The sequence below is a fragment of the Mesorhizobium sp. WSM4844 genome (genome assembly GCF_055811775.1).
In genome coordinates this window covers 91,648-107,455 of the sequence record NZ_JBVVQB010000021.1, presented here as the reverse complement: position 1 = coordinate 107,455, position 15,808 = coordinate 91,648, and the positions used below count along the sequence as shown (strand labels likewise).

Annotated in this window: 14 protein-coding genes; 10 read left to right on the top strand and 4 right to left on the bottom strand. The window is 59.5% G+C overall.

Going from position 1 to position 15,808, the window contains the following annotated elements:
* Window positions 1-156: 156 nt before the first annotated feature.
* Window positions 157-456, bottom strand: coding sequence for a DUF1236 domain-containing protein (locus AC0L2A_RS18410; protein ID WP_473609951.1), 300 nt, complete (start codon window positions 454-456; stop codon window positions 157-159).
* 324 nt (window positions 457-780) lie between these two features.
* Window positions 781-1,080: a DUF1236 domain-containing protein gene (locus AC0L2A_RS18405; protein ID WP_027156174.1), complete on the bottom strand. Its 300-nt coding sequence runs from the start codon at window positions 1,078-1,080 to the stop codon at window positions 781-783.
* 354 nt (window positions 1,081-1,434) lie between these two features.
* Here AC0L2A_RS18405 and AC0L2A_RS18400 point away from each other — a divergent pair, with 354 nt between their 5' ends.
* The 3 genes from AC0L2A_RS18400 to AC0L2A_RS18390 all read left to right on the top strand — a co-directional run bounded on the left by AC0L2A_RS18400 (window position 1,435) and on the right by AC0L2A_RS18390 (window position 4,109).
* Window positions 1,435-1,755, top strand: a complete 321-nt coding sequence (locus AC0L2A_RS18400) for a DUF3606 domain-containing protein (RefSeq protein ID WP_236376641.1) — start codon at window positions 1,435-1,437, stop codon at window positions 1,753-1,755.
* A gap of 276 nt (window positions 1,756-2,031) precedes the next feature.
* Entirely contained in the window at window positions 2,032-3,435 is a 1,404-nt protein-coding gene (locus tag AC0L2A_RS18395; RefSeq protein WP_473609961.1) for a sensor histidine kinase, read from the top strand.
* Complete coding sequence (locus AC0L2A_RS18390) at window positions 3,435-4,109, top strand: LuxR C-terminal-related transcriptional regulator (protein WP_473513718.1); 675 nt, start codon at window positions 3,435-3,437, stop codon at window positions 4,107-4,109. Before AC0L2A_RS18395 ends, AC0L2A_RS18390 begins: the two co-directional genes overlap by 1 nt.
* 34 nt (window positions 4,110-4,143) lie before the next feature.
* Here the strand turns inward: AC0L2A_RS18390 and AC0L2A_RS18385 are convergent, their stop codons facing one another.
* Both AC0L2A_RS18385 and AC0L2A_RS18380 read right to left on the bottom strand, forming a co-directional pair.
* A complete protein-coding gene (locus AC0L2A_RS18385) occupies window positions 4,144-4,728 on the bottom strand; it encodes a hypothetical protein (RefSeq protein WP_473515811.1) in 585 nt (194 codons plus the stop codon).
* 844 nt (window positions 4,729-5,572) lie between these two features.
* A complete protein-coding gene (locus tag AC0L2A_RS18380; protein WP_473609949.1) occupies window positions 5,573-6,310 on the bottom strand; it encodes a DUF1236 domain-containing protein in 738 nt (245 codons plus the stop codon).
* 744 nt (window positions 6,311-7,054) lie between these two features.
* Here AC0L2A_RS18380 and AC0L2A_RS18375 point away from each other — a divergent pair.
* The 7 genes from AC0L2A_RS18375 to AC0L2A_RS18345 all read left to right on the top strand — a co-directional run bounded on the left by AC0L2A_RS18375 (window position 7,055) and on the right by AC0L2A_RS18345 (window position 15,807).
* Window positions 7,055-7,357, top strand: coding sequence for a DUF982 domain-containing protein (locus AC0L2A_RS18375; protein WP_473495629.1), 303 nt, complete (start codon window positions 7,055-7,057; stop codon window positions 7,355-7,357).
* Between the two features lie 427 nt (window positions 7,358-7,784).
* Window positions 7,785-8,300, top strand: a complete 516-nt coding sequence (locus AC0L2A_RS18370; RefSeq protein ID WP_473609948.1) for a c-type cytochrome — start codon at window positions 7,785-7,787, stop codon at window positions 8,298-8,300.
* A 571-nt stretch (window positions 8,301-8,871) separates the two neighbouring features.
* A complete protein-coding gene (locus AC0L2A_RS18365; RefSeq protein WP_473609947.1) occupies window positions 8,872-10,557 on the top strand; it encodes a sulfatase-like hydrolase/transferase in 1,686 nt (561 codons plus the stop codon).
* Between the two features lie 31 nt (window positions 10,558-10,588).
* The gene (gene pssA, locus AC0L2A_RS18360; RefSeq protein ID WP_473609945.1) at window positions 10,589-11,413 is read left to right on the top strand and encodes a CDP-diacylglycerol--serine O-phosphatidyltransferase; all 825 of its coding nucleotides are present in this window, start codon (window positions 10,589-10,591) and stop codon (window positions 11,411-11,413) included.
* Window positions 11,414-11,948: 535 nt separating this feature from the next.
* Complete coding sequence (locus AC0L2A_RS18355) at window positions 11,949-12,422, top strand: (2Fe-2S)-binding protein (protein WP_091600597.1); 474 nt, start codon at window positions 11,949-11,951, stop codon at window positions 12,420-12,422.
* An 11-nt stretch (window positions 12,423-12,433) separates the two neighbouring features.
* Window positions 12,434-14,680 (top strand): xanthine dehydrogenase family protein molybdopterin-binding subunit, encoded by a 2,247-nt coding sequence (locus tag AC0L2A_RS18350; protein ID WP_473609944.1) that lies wholly within the window; start codon window positions 12,434-12,436, stop codon window positions 14,678-14,680.
* Between the two features lie 233 nt (window positions 14,681-14,913).
* Entirely contained in the window at window positions 14,914-15,807 is an 894-nt protein-coding gene (locus tag AC0L2A_RS18345) for a LysR family transcriptional regulator (RefSeq protein ID WP_473609943.1), read from the top strand.
* Window position 15,808 lies beyond the last annotated feature (1 nt).

The window sequence follows — 15,808 nt, the reverse complement described above, 5'->3', positions numbered from 1 at the left end:
TCACAACCTCGTGCCGCCTTACGGGCGCAAAGGGCCCGCGCGGCCTGGGCGGGGTAATCTAAATGTGTGCTTTTTTTTCGATTTTTGCCACTGCCAATCGCATTGGCGCCCGCCGCGGTTTTCCACGGGGGGGGCGTCTCCTCCCCTCGGTTCAGGTCACTGAATGATCTTGACGATCTTGCGTGTGCCGGGATCAACAAGAACGGTGCGATTGTCAACGACGACGTAGCGATACTCGACGTCGGGAACCTCGTGAAGCTCGACCGTCTCGGGTATCGTTGAACCGATATTGAGTTCCACCCCAGGGAGATCCACGGATGCGAGCGGCTGCTTTTTCACATATTCCCTGATCACGGTCTCCTGTTCAGGCGCGATGATCACGTCCTGAGCGGCAACAGCGCCAACGCTGGCCAGCAGAGAAAGGCCCGCGGCTGCGGTGGAAAGATGCATTCTCATAACTGCCTCCTTTATGTCTGTGACTTGTAAGCCCATTTGCGCCGGACGGCATCAGCGCCTTGCTTACCCAAACTTGAGGCAGCCGCAAACGTTCCTTAGCTGGGCTTCGGTCCGATTCGGCAGGCCTTTGCGTAGGACCTAAGTCTGACGCGTCGCGCCCAAAGGACGATGCCGCGGGTTTCGGGGCGCACCGACTGCACGCTTCAATTGCTATGAACCATGGGCGCTATGAAACCGTAGGCGCTATGAACCGTAGGCGACAGCGAAACGGCAAGAAGGCCCGCCGCGTCCAAGCGGCGAGCTTCTCCTCCCCAGGCCATTCAGTCAATCGATGATTTTAACGATCCTGCGTGTGCCTGGATCAACAAGAACGGTCCGATTGTCGACGACGACGTAGCGATATTGGACGTCGGGAACCTCATGAAGCTCGACCGTCTCGGGCAGCGCCGAGCCGATATTGAGCTCCACGCCAAGCAGGTTCACCGAGGCGAGCGGCTGCTTTTTCACATACTCCCTGATGACGGTCTCCTGTTCGGGCTGGATGATCACGTCCTGGGCAGCCACGGCGCCGACACTTGCCAGCAGCAGAAATCCTGCGGCTGCAGTGGAAAGATGCATTCTCATAAGTTTTTCCTTCCTAATGAGCTGTCTTGCGCTGGGACGCATCTTCGTCGCGCCAAGCTCGCCTTCAACAACGAGACAGCTGCAAACGTTCCGCGGCTGGGCTTCGGTCCGACCAGAGACGCCGTGCCGTTGGACCTAAGTCTGAATTGTCGTGCGCAAAGGGCGACGATGGCGTGTGGCCCGGAACCACGACTGCCAGCACTCGTTGCTCGGCGTGCGTCACGGGAGGAATCGATGGAGAATAGTGTTCACCAAGCCCGCTGGCTACTTGCACCGGTCTTCGCTGTCTCCATCGCCTTCCTGGCAATTGGAATAGTCGTCAGCTGACGAACGACCGACTTGACGATGTGGCTGATGGACGAAGATATCTGCGCAGCTAAGTCCCTTCCTGCGCCGATAAGGGACCACCCGCCATTCCTCGATTTGGCGGGTGGTCCCTCGTTTGCGTCCAATGTTCAAACGAGCTTCAGTGGGAAAACGGAAATGGACGACAACAACAAAGATCGATCGTTTCTCGACCGCGACCGCCTGTCGGTGGACCAGTATTACGAGGTGGAGCATTTCGCGCGAGAAAATGGCGTTTCGCCCAGCCAGGTCAGCAGGCTGATCAAAAAGAACGGCAACGATCGGATGACCCTTACGCAAGCGGTGAGAGCATTGCGCGACCGGAAGTGAAAGTACGCAGCACCTTCCTCCGCTGCCAGGGGCGACAGGTGCCGGTAGCACGTGGTTGAGGCGTCATATTTGCTGCCTCGCTCAACCATGGCAGTGGCGCTTGCGCAAAAAACCGCAAGGTTGCGGTTTTCGTCCAGCCTGCAAGCCCTAAGTTCCCTTGTTATTGATCGGTGCAGATCAAAGATGGCGTCACTTAGCGTCGTTCGACGACAGATTGGCTGGTTCTCTCGAATCGTGCCGCTGGCGCGACGCGCCGCCGACCGGGCCGGTGGAGATATGGCGCCAAACAGACCGACAAGATTGCTCGATCGGTGGAATGCACTGTCGCTGGCCACTCAGTTTCTGCTCGCCGGCGGGCTGTTTTCGCTGTCGGCGATGATCGTGGTTGGAATGTCCGTGACAAGCCAGATTGAAGCCGCGGTCACCCGGAACTCGGCCGCCTCTACCGCTCTTTACGTCGACAGCGTCATCGCGCCGCTGCTTCCCGACATGCGCAGGAGCGAGATGCTGGACGAGAGCGTTGCGCACGCGCTGGATGAAACGCTGGGCCAAGGCGCGCTCGGCAAAAGGCTCGAATCGTTCAAGCTATGGCGCCGCGATGGCACCATCCTCTATTCAACCAATAAAAATCTGGTCGGGAAGCGCTTTCCACTCAGCGACAATCTCCGGGCCGCATTCGCCGGCGACATGGTTGCTGAAATGGACAGGCACTACGATAACCAGGCTGAGAGGGACAGCGGCCTGCATCTTCTTGAAATCTATAATCCGATGCTTCAGCCATGGTCGGGCGAAGTCGTGGCTGTTTTGGAATTCGACGAGATCGCCACCGATTTTGAAAAGGATCTCCGGCAGGCACTCGTTCGGACCTGGTTCGATGTCGCAGCCGTCACCGCGGTTTTTTTCCTCGGTCTTTCGGTGATCGTTTTTCGTGGCAGCCGCACGATTCGTTCGCAGAGCCGCTCCTTGAAGCAGCGCATTGCCGAACTTTCCGTCCTGGTTGCTCAAAACAGAATGTTGAGGCTGCGGGTGCAACGTGCTTCGCAGCGCGCCACGGCACTTAACGAGCGTTACCTCAGGCGGATCGGCGCGGACCTGCACGACGGGCCGGCGCAACTGGTTGCCCTCGCTGCGCTAGGGATTGACAGCCCCGTGCTAGCCGATCCTGCCACGCCGGCTGCGGCGCGCGCACGGGAATTGCAGGTGGTCAAAGCGAATCTGGACGATGCGATGCGAGAAATCAGGAATGTCAGCAAGGGTCTTATGCTGCCGCATGTCGAGAATGCCGAGTTGACGGAAATCCTCGAGCTTGCCGTGCGAGCGCACGAAGAGCGGACCGGCGTCAAAGTGATGCTGTCCATGACCGGGAGCCACACACCCTTGTCGCCAGCGGCCAAGATCTGCATCTTTCGCTTCATTCAGGAGGCGCTGAACAACGGCTTTCACCATGCCGGGGGTGCCGATCAATCGGTCGCGAAACATTTCGACGGGGAGCGCGTTTCTATCGAGGTTTCCGACACCGGCCCAGGTTTCGACCCGAAGATCATCCATCCTGAACGGCTGGGGCTCATCGGGCTGCGTGAGCGGGTAGAAAGCCTCGGCGGCCAATTTGATGTAACATCTTCACAGAACGGCACGGTGGTGAAAATGGTTCTCAACACAGTCGAAATAGGACAGGCGTGATGGCAGCGGCCATAAAGCTCGCCATTGTCGACGACCATCCGCTGTTCAGGGAAGGCGTTGTGCGCACCCTCGAGCAGATCGGCGGGTTCGAGATCGTTGCCCAAGGCAGCAGTAGAGATGACGCCTTGCGGATATCGGAAGACCAGCAGCTCGATATTCTGCTGATGGACATCTCGGTGCCTGGAGGGGGCCTCAGCGCAGTCGAGCCGGCCCTGGAGCGGCACCCGGATCTGAAAATCGTGATGCTGACCGTTTCGGAGGAAAACCAGCACGTCATGACCGCCTTGCAGAGCGGGGCAAGAGGCTATGTCCTAAAAGGTGTCGGATCGAGAACCCTGGCCGCCATACTGCGCACGGTGGCGATGGGCGAACGGTATGTTTGTCCGCAATTGTCGGCGCGCGTGTTGGTCGACCTGTCCAGCCAACCAACCGCGATCGAGAAACCCGACGTTCTGGCCGAACTCACCAGTCGCGAAAGAGAGATCCTGACGCTCGTTGCCGCGGGATTGAGCAACAAGCGGATCGGTCTTCAGCTGAACCTGCACGAGAAAACCATAAAGCATCACATGACGCGGATTCTGGCCAAGCTCAATGTGAGCAACCGCACCGAAGCCGCGATGACATTGCGCGACGCGACCGAGCATCAGCATCCGCCTGTCCGCGATCCTGCATGAAGCAAGACAGCCTTGCGGCCAGTGGAACGCGCCATCACTCGATCATCCGGAGCAGTCTTGCCCGATCGGATTTCTTTGCCTGCCGCCGAATGATGGTGCGGCCCATGGCATCGCGCATCTCGTAATGGCCGCCGTCGATGCGCTCGCTCAGCCCGTTGGAATGCACCACACCCACGCTTGCCCCGCGCACCTCGATCCGGTCTCCAGTGGTCACGTTAATATACGTCTTGGGCTTGTTGCCAGGATTTAGCGCGGTAGCCGGATTTGTCGGGGGAGTGACGTTCAGTGCTTTTGTTTCGTTCGCATTGCCGTTCGGGTCCGTGGCCTGTGGGGCTGCGGCATTTCCAGGGTCTGTGGCATTTCCAGGGTCTGTGGCATTTCCAGGAGCGTTTCCAGAGTTGCCGGGGCTTTCAGTGTCTCCTGAGTTGCCGGAGCCAGAGTTGCCGGAGCCGGAGTTGCCGGAGCCAGAGTTGCCGGAGCCGGAGTTGCCGGAATCAGAGTTGCCGGAGTCTGAGTTCCCAGCGTTCCCAGAGTTCCCTTGTGCCCAGGCGGCCTGTGGGCTTAGCGTCAGGGACAGGCCGTCCTGTGCCACACGGTAGGGGCTGACGACGAGAACCAAGGCTGATGCGCTCAGGCAGATGGCGACGCGAAGCCCTCGAAGAGATTTGAGACTGCGCTGCGATTGAGGCCGGGCAGGCCGCGCACCGGCGAGAACTCTTGTCTCACAATGCTTCGGGCGCTGCGGCCGTATTGCGTCTGTGATCAATGAATTTGCCAATAGCACGCCAGAATATCCTTTTACCGTCACGCCCTATGTTGCATCTCTGCCTATTTCGAATTCGCCCAAGTCAATCCTTCGCCCAAGCCAATCTTCTGAACTGCACCGATTTATCAGGCTTTCGCCATCATCGGGCTGTGTCAAGACCCACCAGTCTCAAGGGGGAGAACCGGTGGGTCTCGCTGGCGCAGGAAGGGACTCATGACTGCGCGAGTGCGTTGCCTTCATCGGTGGACCTCATCAGCCGATGAAAAGCCCGACGGCGGCGACCCCGAACACCAGGCCAAATACCGGAAAAAGCAGCCAACGTGCCTGGTGAATGCTGGGGTCCATTGCAGCCTCCTGTCACGGTGTCGGCATCGCAACGACGCCTGCAGGAACTCGGTTCCTACAAACTCCCCCATTTCAGGCTTTTGCCATAGCGGTCCCGGACCAAAGCACTGCCTGGGCCAGCCCATGGTCGGCAAGCGGCCAGACCGAAGTCCTAGCTCAGGCCTTTTGAGCAGGGAGGACGCCGTCCAGATGTAATCCAGGTGGGAAGCGGCTGGAAGGAACCTCGACACGCAGAAAGCCTGTCAGTTTGAACAGGCGTAATAGCCGTGCCTTCGGTGGCAGAGACTTGTCGATGCAGACGAGGGGTCCGCCGTGGGGGCAGCGGACCCCTCGATTAACCCGAACTAGGGCGTCAGGTCAGAATAAGGACGATCTTGAATGTATCCGGGTCGACGATGACGATACGGCCATCGGCCAACACGAAATACTGGTACTCTTCGTAAGCCGGGACGATCTCGATGATTCGCCGTGGCAGAGGACGCAGTTCAACCCTCTGCCGCGGAACCTCGACACCGACTGAGATGTCAAAGTCGACGTCGGCAACCGGTTCGACCTTTTCCTGCTTGAGGATCTGGGTGACTTGCGTTTTCTGCTCAACGGTCACATTGCTGATCGCGCCGGTCTCCGTCTCATCCTGTGACTGAGTAGTGCCCTGAGTCTGCTGCTCGGTGGCAGTACCGGCCTCGCCCTGGGTCTGCTGCTCGGTCTGGGTCTTGGCCTTGTCCTGCGCCTGTTGCTCGGTGGTGGCGCCGGCCTCGCCCTGGGTCTGCTGCTCGGTCTGGGTCTTGGCCTTGTCCTGCGCCTGTTGCTCGGTTGTGGCGCCAGCCTCGCCCTGGGTCTGCTGCTCAGTGGTTACGCCGGCTTTACCCTGGGCTTGCTCGTCGGTCTGCATCTTCGCCTTGCCTTGAGCCTGCTCCTCGGTGGTGGCGCCGGCCTTACCCTGTTCGCCCATCGCACCTTCCGGGCAACCGGCCGAGCCGGCCGGGCAGTCGGTGCCGGACTGGCTTTGGGCCGGCTGCTGTTCCTGAGCGAATGCTGCGCCACAGCCAACGCCTATGGCCAGCATACTGGTGATCAGAACTTTTTTCACGAGACGTCTCCTTCGAAAAGTCTGTCCCTTCATGGGGAAAACCACCTCTGGAATGTTTTGTTCCAGGCGAATTGACCGGGCGCGGAAGCCGCGTCCAGGCGCGCGCCGGACTGAGCCAGCAAGCGCGCCGAATAGGCCGTGTCCTTGTTCCAGCAGAGGCGCGGGCTCTCCGTCCGGCCCACTCTTCCAACTGGCGGTTGGTAGACGCCGGGCAGCCGGCACGCGAATGATTCTTCTCGGTCCGCGCGCACCGGGCACATTCTCAGCCCCCAAGCCGTGCTTGGTGACCGCTTGATCGCCCCGTCGCACCTGCGGGTACGGCGGACTTTTTTGCCTGCGCCAGCCTGTGAGGCTGGAACACTGTCCTGCGACGAAAGTTTAGTGCCAGCAGCGTAGTATTGTCCCCTCATACAATGCTGCGAGATCGGTAGCTCCGGTCAGCCCGCGTCTTCTCCCCGAGGGCGCGGGCTTTCTGCTGTTGTCCAGGCTTTCCGGCATGACGAATGCTGCCGACGGCCTTTGCGAGAGTTCGGTTTCATCGGGGAGTTCAGACCGTCCTCGGTTGCAGGTTGCAGCGGCATACAGCAACGTTCCGCATGCGGTCTCAGTCCTGCGAGGCGTTTTGCTTCAGTCCCGAATTGGCCGTTCCTTGACAGCAAAAAGTGCGCTTCACATATTTCCCGCAGCCGTCGCTCACGGCTCTCGTGGAAGCTCAAACGCTCGTTCAGTTGAATGGAGGTTCTAATGAACGACAGGACTTTCGACCGGCCTGTTTTCGTCAGGAAAGGGGAGTTCATGGTGGAGGAAATCGAATGCTTGGCCGATGCTTTCGAGTTCCTGCAGGAATGGCCGAACAATCGCCGAGGGCCAATCTTTGACACGGCGTTCCGCGCCTGCCAGCGCGCCTATGATGGCCAGGTTCCCATTTCCGTTGCACGCGAGGCTTTCGCCAGCTTCGCGAGATCGGCCAAAATCCTCGAGGACGCCTCTGCAGCTATGCCTTGGATGACGGCACAGAAAACCGGTCGCGGTGGCGTGACGGCGTAACCGATGTAGCTGCCTAAAGCGCGTCGCGTTGGAATGGACCCATGCGACGCATGCGGCGCGCTTAGTTTTTTGAAGTTATGCACGCCGTATTGCAAAACGCTGCGCACCCTCGGTTCCAGCCCGAGGACGTGCTTTTGCGCGACATGCATCAGCGGAAAGATGGCCGGCGCCGCAGGGAGCGGGGAGGTGGGGTTGCCTAGGTTGGCGCCGGCCAGGCGGCGTTGGGGTTCGCCACGAAGGAAGCGTAGCAAAGTTTGCCAGATCGGTTATGGCGTGATCGCGGAAGTTCGCCGGGCCTGCCTATGCCTCAGGGGATTTCCCTTCCAACGTTGTTTGTTCGAGGGGCTTTACCTGCGCGCGCTCGCCGATTTGGAGCGGCGTGCTCGCCGATCGGAACTGCGTACTTAGAAATCGCACTTCTGGGCTTATGCAACGAACGCCAGCTAATCCGACTTTGGCACAGAGGTTATCGTCGCCAGATAGAAGCCCGAGCAAATCGAAGTCGGATCATCTCTTCACTAAGCTTTTCCGGTCGGGCTTTTGGCCGTCCAATTCGGGAACAATTAGCGTGGAAAGAATTCTGCTCAGCGTCGCGTCCTCTGCCTTGGCCCTTCTGTCGGTATCTGTCCCTGCCTTTGCGGAGGGAGATGCTGCGCTGGGGCAAAGAGCGTTTCAACGCTGCTCAGGATGTCATTCAACCGCCGACCAGAGAAAAGCCGGCCCCGGCCTCGGCGGCATTGTCGGACGGCCCGCCGGATCTATGGAGGGGTTCCGTTATTCGGAAGCCCTTAAGTCGTCCGGATTGGTATGGGACGAGGCAACGCTCGACCGGTTTCTAGCGGCGCCCCGCGAGGTTGTTCCGAAAACGACGATGACGATGGGCGTGTCCAAGCCTGAGGACCGACAGAATATTGTCGCATACCTGAAGTCCTTGTCGCAGTAGGCTCGAATTTGCATCCCGGAATGCGGGCATCGTTTTCGAATCCGCCCGCCATCGGAAAGTGGCGAGCCACCTTCCGCAATGCGCCGGCCTCCAACCCTGAGCACACGTGCAGTCTCTGCGACCTGCGGCAACGGACCCGCTTTGTTCTGACGTCCACCCCAACATGGCCAGGTGCTTTTCGAAGGTGAGCGGTGTTCGACGCCGCGCACGCCTGCTTCGTTCCAGACTTTGAACCGTAATGTCTTCGCCTACATGATTCCGCCCGCACGTGGTCCGTCAGAGAGGCGTCCGAGGACGTCGCGCAGGTATCCTGTTCCCCATCGGGCTGATGCTAGGCCTGCTTCTACTCCCTTTGCTTGGTGCATGGCTTATAGGCACCGCCTTTCTGCTGTCCGACAACGTCATCTATCTGTCATATTGTGAACTTCCCGAAAACTTAGCCGACGATAGACTCCCCGCCTGAACACCCCAAAGCGTGGCCAATGCTGGGCGACAGAGAAGGGGGGAGGGAATGGGGAGGCAAGGCGGTGTCAATGCGACAAGGGGGGCACTTCTTGCCCTGAAATGCGCGTTGCTGCTCGCAGTGATCCTCCTCACCAATCATGGCTTTATCGACCGCATCCGTTTGCTCATTGACGATCAGCGCCAGCTGACCTTGATGATCTTCAGCATCATCTGGGTCATCTCTGTGTTGGCAGTGTTGGCCGCTGCCTTTCATCCCAACTGGATCATTCGGCTCCTGTGGGCCGTCCCCCTCGCGATATCAAGCGCCGCAGCCTATGGCTATTACCTTGTCCAAGGGTCCGAGTTCTTCATCTTCGACGTTCTCAATTTCTGGACGGTCCGTCACGAGGCTCACAGGGCGTCCGAATTTTATCCCAACGCGATTTGGTGGTCGGTCGCTGTCGCGATATTGGGTGTTGTCGCAATCGCCATGCCCCCCTCCCTTCCGCCACTGGCGACACGCAAGACCAGATACTGGTCACCACTAGTGCCCATGTTGCCGATCGTCCTCATTGCGGGCGTGGTTATTTATCGAGAGGGCAAAGGTTCAGAAGCGTTGCCGAAGCAGTTCTCGCCGCTGTCCCTGGCAGCGATCGCAGCTTACAAGTTGAACAGTGGAACGTTCCCGGAGCGGGAAATCGTATCCATGACGCCGGAACGAAAACAGGCGCGGGCTATCGTGCTGCTGGTCGACGAAAGCATTCGGTCCGACTTCGTAAGTCTTGAGCCCCGTAACCCCGTCACTCCGCAACTGGCCGAACTCAGAAGCCGATTGATTGATTTTGGCCCCGCTGTGTCCGGCTCGAATTGTTCTCTTCAATCGAACGCATTGCTTCGCTTCATGGCCTATCCTCGAGATCTAGTCCAGTCAGTCAAGGCGAGCCCGACAGTTTGGCAGTATGCAAAGAGGGCAGGTTATCGCACCGTGTTCATAGACGCCCAGGCAGGTTTCGTCACCGTCTATGGCAAACTGCAAAACTACATGACGCCCGCCGAAGCGATTTCGATCGACCGATTCTACAAGTTGGACAATGCGATTCGAACGCATGATCTCGACGATGAACTCGTTAATATCGTGCTCAAGGAAATGAGCGTCGGCGATCCTGTTTTTATCTACGCGAACAAGAATGGCGCGCATTTCCCCTACAGTGACGGGTCGCCTGCGGAGTTTGCATCCGACGCCGGCACCTCAGGGACGCTTCAATCCTATGCAAACGCGGTGCGCTGGTCGACAGACCGCACTTTGTCCCGTTTGATCGATGGGGCCGACTGGAGGGACGCAACGATGATTTACACGTCGGACCATGGACAAAATTTCAGCGCCGGCCGTCTCACGCACTGCAGTTCATATACGAATGTAGACCCGAACGAAGCCATAGTTCCAATGTTGGTTTCAACCGGGGATGAGGAGCTTCGGGCGCGCTTTGAGAAAGTCGCCACGCAATATCCGAACATGGCCACTCATTTTGCGATAGCGCCAACGCTGTTGGAGTTGATGGGGTACCGACCATCCGAAATATCGGCTCGATACGAAAGCTCCCTCCTTCACGGCCTTACATCGCAGCTTCAGTTCGTAACAGACGATATCCTCGGATTGTTCTCCAATCGTCCCGCTTGGCACTCCGTCGATCCAACGATTCAAAAGGGTCGCCAGCGGCTTGACCTCCTGGTTACGCTGACGAACTCGCGTCCGAATATTTGCGAGGGCGGCATTGGCTGCGTCGCAGAACCAGAACCAATCTCGAGCGAATAGCAGGGGATGGCAGAGAAAAGGAAGATCGACAATGGCGAATGAACGCAAGTCGGCTGACGCGGCATTGAACGACAGCAAGAACACGCTATCGGATGGCCGCAAAACACATTCTCGACTTGTCCAGCAGATACCCAATGCCATAACAGCGCTGGCGCTTTGCTCGGGCTTGGCTTCCGTTCGCTTCTCGATCGAAAACGAGTTCGAATTCGCACTGTTGGCGATCGTCGTGGCAGCAGTGCTCGACGGTCTTGATGGCCGTCTGGCGAGGCGATTGCATGCGTCGTCACAGTTCGGAGCCGAATTTGACAGTCTTGCGGATTTTCTTAGCTTCGGCGTAGCGCCGATCGTCCTGCTTTTCTTTTGGGGCGAGGCATTGATGACCGGCCCGTTCAGCCTGTGCCTAATGGCATTCGCTCTTGCTTCGGCCGCGCGCCTGGCGCGCTTCAATGCGCAGTCAAATTCGGCAGCAGCGGCATGGCAGAAAGCGTATTTCACTGGGATGCCGACACCGGCCGCTGCCCTAACGGTTTTGTTGCCCATATCGCTGGCTCCGCCGACACCTGCAACTGTTCAGATTGCGGGGCTGCACGCAGCTCTGATCGCTTTCTTGATGGTTTCGACGATCCCGACTTTTTCCGGGAAGAAGTGGGCTTGCCAAGTCCCCAAGTGGATGATGATCGCGTTGTTCTTAGCAGTCGCAGGGTTAGTTGCGGCCGTCGTGCTCTACCCCAGCGAGTTTCTGGTTGTTCTGACTGTCCTTTATCTCGCCTCCATTCCGATCAGCTGGATCAGTTTCCGTCATGATGAGAAAATTCACGACGAAATCGATGTCGAAACCGCTCGGGTAGTGGAATGACATCTGGAAGCCTTGATGGCTGTCCAGGTCCCGGCTCGGGCAGGCAGCAACTACCTCGCGGCAACGGCCGCCTCCCACCTATGGCGACCTTCCGAACGTCTGCAACGAGCAGGGCCGCGCCGCTCTTCCCCGATCTGTGAGGACGGTCTCGGGCGGGTACCAAGCGTTCGATTCAATCCACTCTAGCCGGGTTTATGCACAGCGCTAACGTTTGGCGGCCTAGGTGTTGATCTTCCGAAGCGGAAGCAGCAGTCCTTTTCAGGGCCGTTCGCCGCAACTGGCGCATCTACTGCTTTTCGATCCCCGTGAACGGCAATGCCGGCGCTGACCGCGCAAACGCGGACGTGCTCGCCTGTGTGACGCATTCAGAAACCACGTTTCTAAGGTCATGCAAATTGCGCTGTCTAATCCAGCATCGCCCGGCGAGCTAGCTTTAGCGCTAGCCACCAGATTGCCAATGTCTCAGTCGGCCGGGAAGCTCCAGGCCGCTTGGGAAACCTGTTCGGGTGGAGCAACCCAGGAGAACCTTCCGGCCATGATCTCATTGAATATCAACGGGCGAGAGCACGAGGTTGACGTTGACCCCGAAACTCCGATCCTTTGGGTCCTGCGTGACACGCTCGGAATGAGCGGCACCAAATTCGGCTGCGGCGCAGCGCTCTGTGGCGCCTGTACGGTGCATCTGGATGGCGAGGCAATCCGCTCGTGCAGCACACCGGTTTCCGCCGTTGAAAGCGGCAAGATCACCACGATTGAAAAGACAACCGACGGCACCGACCGTGTCGGCGCGGCTGTCCACGCTGCATGGGTCAGGCACGACGTGGCACAATGCGGCTACTGCCAGAGCGGCCAGATCATGAGCGCGACGGCCTTGCTCGCGTCGCTGTCGCCCGGCGCGCAGCCGACCGCCGAAGAGATCGACTCCGCCATGGCCGGAAATATCTGCCGCTGTGGAACCTATGCCCGTATCCGCGCCGCTATAGCCGACGCCGCCAGCACCCTCGTCTGAAGGAGACGCATATGTTCCCCAACATGGATCACAAAGAGCTGCCGCGTGCGCTGCAACACATCATGGAACGGGGCCGTTCAACGACGGTCCAGGCGATGCCACGCCGCAGCTTTCTCAAGCTGGCGGGGACCCTCGGCCTGGCTGTCGGCATTTTCCCTGATTTGGCAGTCGCGCAGTCGTCCGAGGCCGATGCGGCGGCAGCCAGTCTGAAGCCGACCGAGCAGCCCTCTGCATTTGTCCACATCGCGCCCAATGGAGAGGTTACGGTCACGATCAACCGGCTGGAGTTCGGTCAAGGCGTCCAAACGGCATTGCCCATGATCCTTGCCGAAGAACTCGATGCGGACTGGAACCTGGTGCGCAGCCAACTCGGCACCAATGACATGGCCTATGTCGATCCGCTCTTCGGCATGCACCTTACCGGCGGTTCGAACACGATCAAGAACAGCTTTACGCAGTATCGCGAACTGGGTGCTCGTGTTCGCGCCATGCTGCTGGCGGCCGCGGCGACCCGCTGGAATGTGGAGGCGTCCACTCTGCGAACCGAGGCCGGCGCGGTTCTGGCCTCCGATGGCCGCAAGCTCGGTTATGGAGAGCTTGCCGAGGCGGCCATGGCCTTGCCAGTGCCGCAGAAGATTGCGCTGAAGGATCCCAAGTATTTCCGCATCATCGGCCAGCCCACCCGGCGTTTGGACGCTCAAGCCAAGAGCAGCGGCCAACAGAGTTTTGGCATCGACTTCAAGCTGCCGGGACAGTTGACGGCCGTGGTGGCTCGTCCTCCCGTCTTCGGAGCCAAGATAGCCACCCTGGACGACAGCGCAGCCCGGGCGGTCAAGGGCGTGAAGGCCGTCCTGCGCGTGCCGCTGGATCGCGGTGCCGAGGGCGTGGCCGTCGTGGCCGACGGATATTGGCAGGCGTCTCAGGGCCGCGATGCCCTCAAGGTGGAGTGGGACACATCTGCCGTTGAAAAGGTCGATAGCGAACGGCAACTCGCGCACTATCGCGAGATGGCCAGTCGGCCCGGCCCGCGCCAGTTCGATTCAGACACGGTGCCATTGGAAACGGCGCCGCTGAAGCTGGAAGCTGAGTTCGTGTTCCCGTATCTCGCCCACGCGGCGATGGAACCGCTGAACTGCACGGTACGGCTTGCCGATGATCGTGCCGAGATCTGGATGGGAAGCCAAAGTGCCGGACCCGATGCCGCCGCTGCCGCAGCCGCGCTCGGCCTCAAGCCGGAACAGGTCGTGCTTAACGTGCAGATGTCGGGCGGCGGCTTCGGTCGGCGCTTTTCCAGCACCTCCGACACCGTGGTCGAGGCCTGCGAAATAGCCAAGGCCGCCAGGTCGGCGGGGCTGAATGCACCGATCCGTACGCTTTGGAGCCGCGAGGACGATATGAGGGGCGGCTACTACCGTCCAATGCACCTGCACCACGCCCGCATCGGCTTTGACAAAAAGGGCAAGGTGCTGGCCTGGGATCACAGCATCGTCGGCCAGTCGATACTTACCGGAACCGTGTTCGAGCAGTTCATGGTGAAGAACGGCATCGACGCCGCCACGACGGAGGGCATGCGGGCTCCCTATCCGCTTCCAATGCGGCTGACCGTGCATCATCCCAAGGACAACGTGCCGGTTCTGTGGTGGCGCAGCGTCGGCTCCACCCATACGGCTTATGTGATGGAGACCCTGCTCGACGATATAGCGCGTGCAACCGACCAAGACCCTGTAGCCTACCGCATGCAGCTCTTCGGCGATCAGCACATCCGCCATCGTGACGCATTGCAACTGGCCGTTGACAAGAGCGGGTACGGCAAGACGCAATTGTCCGAGGGGCGGGCCTGGGGTGTGGCGGTGCACGAGTCCTTCAGCTCAGTGGTCGCTTACGTGGTGGAAGCCTCTGTTGCCGATGGACAGCCTAAACTGCATCGGGTCACGGCCGGGGTTCACTGCAATCTGGCCGTCAACCCTCTGACCGTGGAGGCGCAGGTACAGGGCGCGGCGATCATGGGCTTGTCGATGTGCCTGGCAGGCTCTGCAATTACGCTCAAGGACGGCGTCGTCGAGCAGAGCAACTTCAGTGACTATACGGTTGCGCGCATCACGGACGTGCCGGAATTCGACATCCACATCGTGCCTAGCGCCGAACCGCCCACGGGCATGGGCGAGCCCGGCTTGCCACCATTGGCGCCGGCATTTGCCAACGCAATAGCACGGCTCACGGGAAAACCGCTGCGTCAATTGCCGTTCAATCTGACGTAGCCGTTTTTACGCCAGACCGCTTCTGCTCGCTGCTTGTTGTTCCGGCAGCGAGCAAGGCAGATAACCGCCCTGTCGGCGCTCGGCTGCCATTGGGGCGTTCGGAATCCGCGCGGTTCCAGGCAGTCCCGAATGCTGGCCTGTGCCGGCGAGGCTGCGCCGAGCATAAAACATGTCGAGACAGGCATGCTGATTGTCCGCCATAATCCTCATGGATATAGAAATGAGGTTTATAGGTGAGAAAAGGCGACTTCAGCGAATGGGCTGTGTTTATCGCGGTTGCCGAGGAGGGGAGTTTTACACGCGCGGCCGCGAAGCTCGGCCTCTCCCAATCCGCGCTCAGCTATGCGGTGCGCATGCTCGAACAACGGATCGGTGTGCGGTTGATCTCGCGAACGACGCGCAGCCTGTCGCTGACCGAGGCAGGCGAAAGGCTGCTTATCAGCCTGCGGCCGGCATTCGACCATATCGACAGTGAAATTGCTGCGCTCACGGCGCTTCGCGACAAGCCTGCAGGCACGATCCGCATCACCACGTTCCGGCATGCCGCCCAAACTGTCCTGTGGCCCGTATTGTCGAAACTGCTGCAGAATTATCCCGACATCACGGTTGAGGTCCATGTCGATGAAGGTCTCACCGACATTGTCGCAGAGCGCTTCGACGCCGGTATCCGCATGGGCGAACAGGTGCAAAAGGACATGGTTGCGGTCAGGATCAGCCCAGACGTCAGGATGGCTGTCGTGGGATCCCCGGCCTACTTTGCCAATCGTCCCGCCCCGCAGACACCCCGCGACTTGAGCGAACACCGATGCGCAAGCTATCGCCAGAACACCGGGGGCGGCCTTTATGCCTGGGAGTTCGAACAGGACGGTGTCGAACTTGAGGTCCGGGTCAATGGACCGGTTATCTTCAACGACAACGAGATGCTCTTGCATGCCGCAGTCGATGGCTTGTGCTTGGTGTACACGTTCGAAAACCAGATATCCCAGCATGTTGCGGAGGGCCGCCTGGTCCGGGTGCTGGAAGACTGGTGCCCGCCATATTCGGGCTACCACCTCTATTATCCAAGCCGGCGGCAGCATACTGCCGCCTTCACGCTTCTGGTCGACGCCCTCCGATACAGGGGCTAAG

Excerpts from the sequence above, each read along its gene's own strand:
- AC0L2A_RS18410 (WP_473609951.1), bottom strand. The coding sequence starts at position 456 with ATGAGAATGCATCTTTCCACCGCAGCCGCGGGCCTTTCTCTGCTGGCC.
- AC0L2A_RS18405 (WP_027156174.1), bottom strand. The coding sequence starts at position 1,080 with ATGAGAATGCATCTTTCCACTGCAGCCGCAGGATTTCTGCTGCTGGCA.
- AC0L2A_RS18400 (WP_236376641.1), top strand. The coding sequence starts at position 1,435 with ATGGACGAAGATATCTGCGCAGCTAAGTCCCTTCCTGCGCCGATAAGG.
- AC0L2A_RS18395 (WP_473609961.1), top strand. The coding sequence starts at position 2,032 with ATGGCGCCAAACAGACCGACAAGATTGCTCGATCGGTGGAATGCACTG.
- AC0L2A_RS18390 (WP_473513718.1), top strand. The coding sequence starts at position 3,435 with ATGGCAGCGGCCATAAAGCTCGCCATTGTCGACGACCATCCGCTGTTC.
- AC0L2A_RS18375 (WP_473495629.1), top strand. The coding sequence starts at position 7,055 with ATGAACGACAGGACTTTCGACCGGCCTGTTTTCGTCAGGAAAGGGGAG.
- AC0L2A_RS18370 (WP_473609948.1), top strand. The coding sequence starts at position 7,785 with ATGCAACGAACGCCAGCTAATCCGACTTTGGCACAGAGGTTATCGTCG.
- pssA (WP_473609945.1), top strand. The coding sequence starts at position 10,589 with ATGGCGAATGAACGCAAGTCGGCTGACGCGGCATTGAACGACAGCAAG.
- AC0L2A_RS18355 (WP_091600597.1), top strand. The coding sequence starts at position 11,949 with ATGATCTCATTGAATATCAACGGGCGAGAGCACGAGGTTGACGTTGAC.
- AC0L2A_RS18350 (WP_473609944.1), top strand. The coding sequence starts at position 12,434 with ATGTTCCCCAACATGGATCACAAAGAGCTGCCGCGTGCGCTGCAACAC.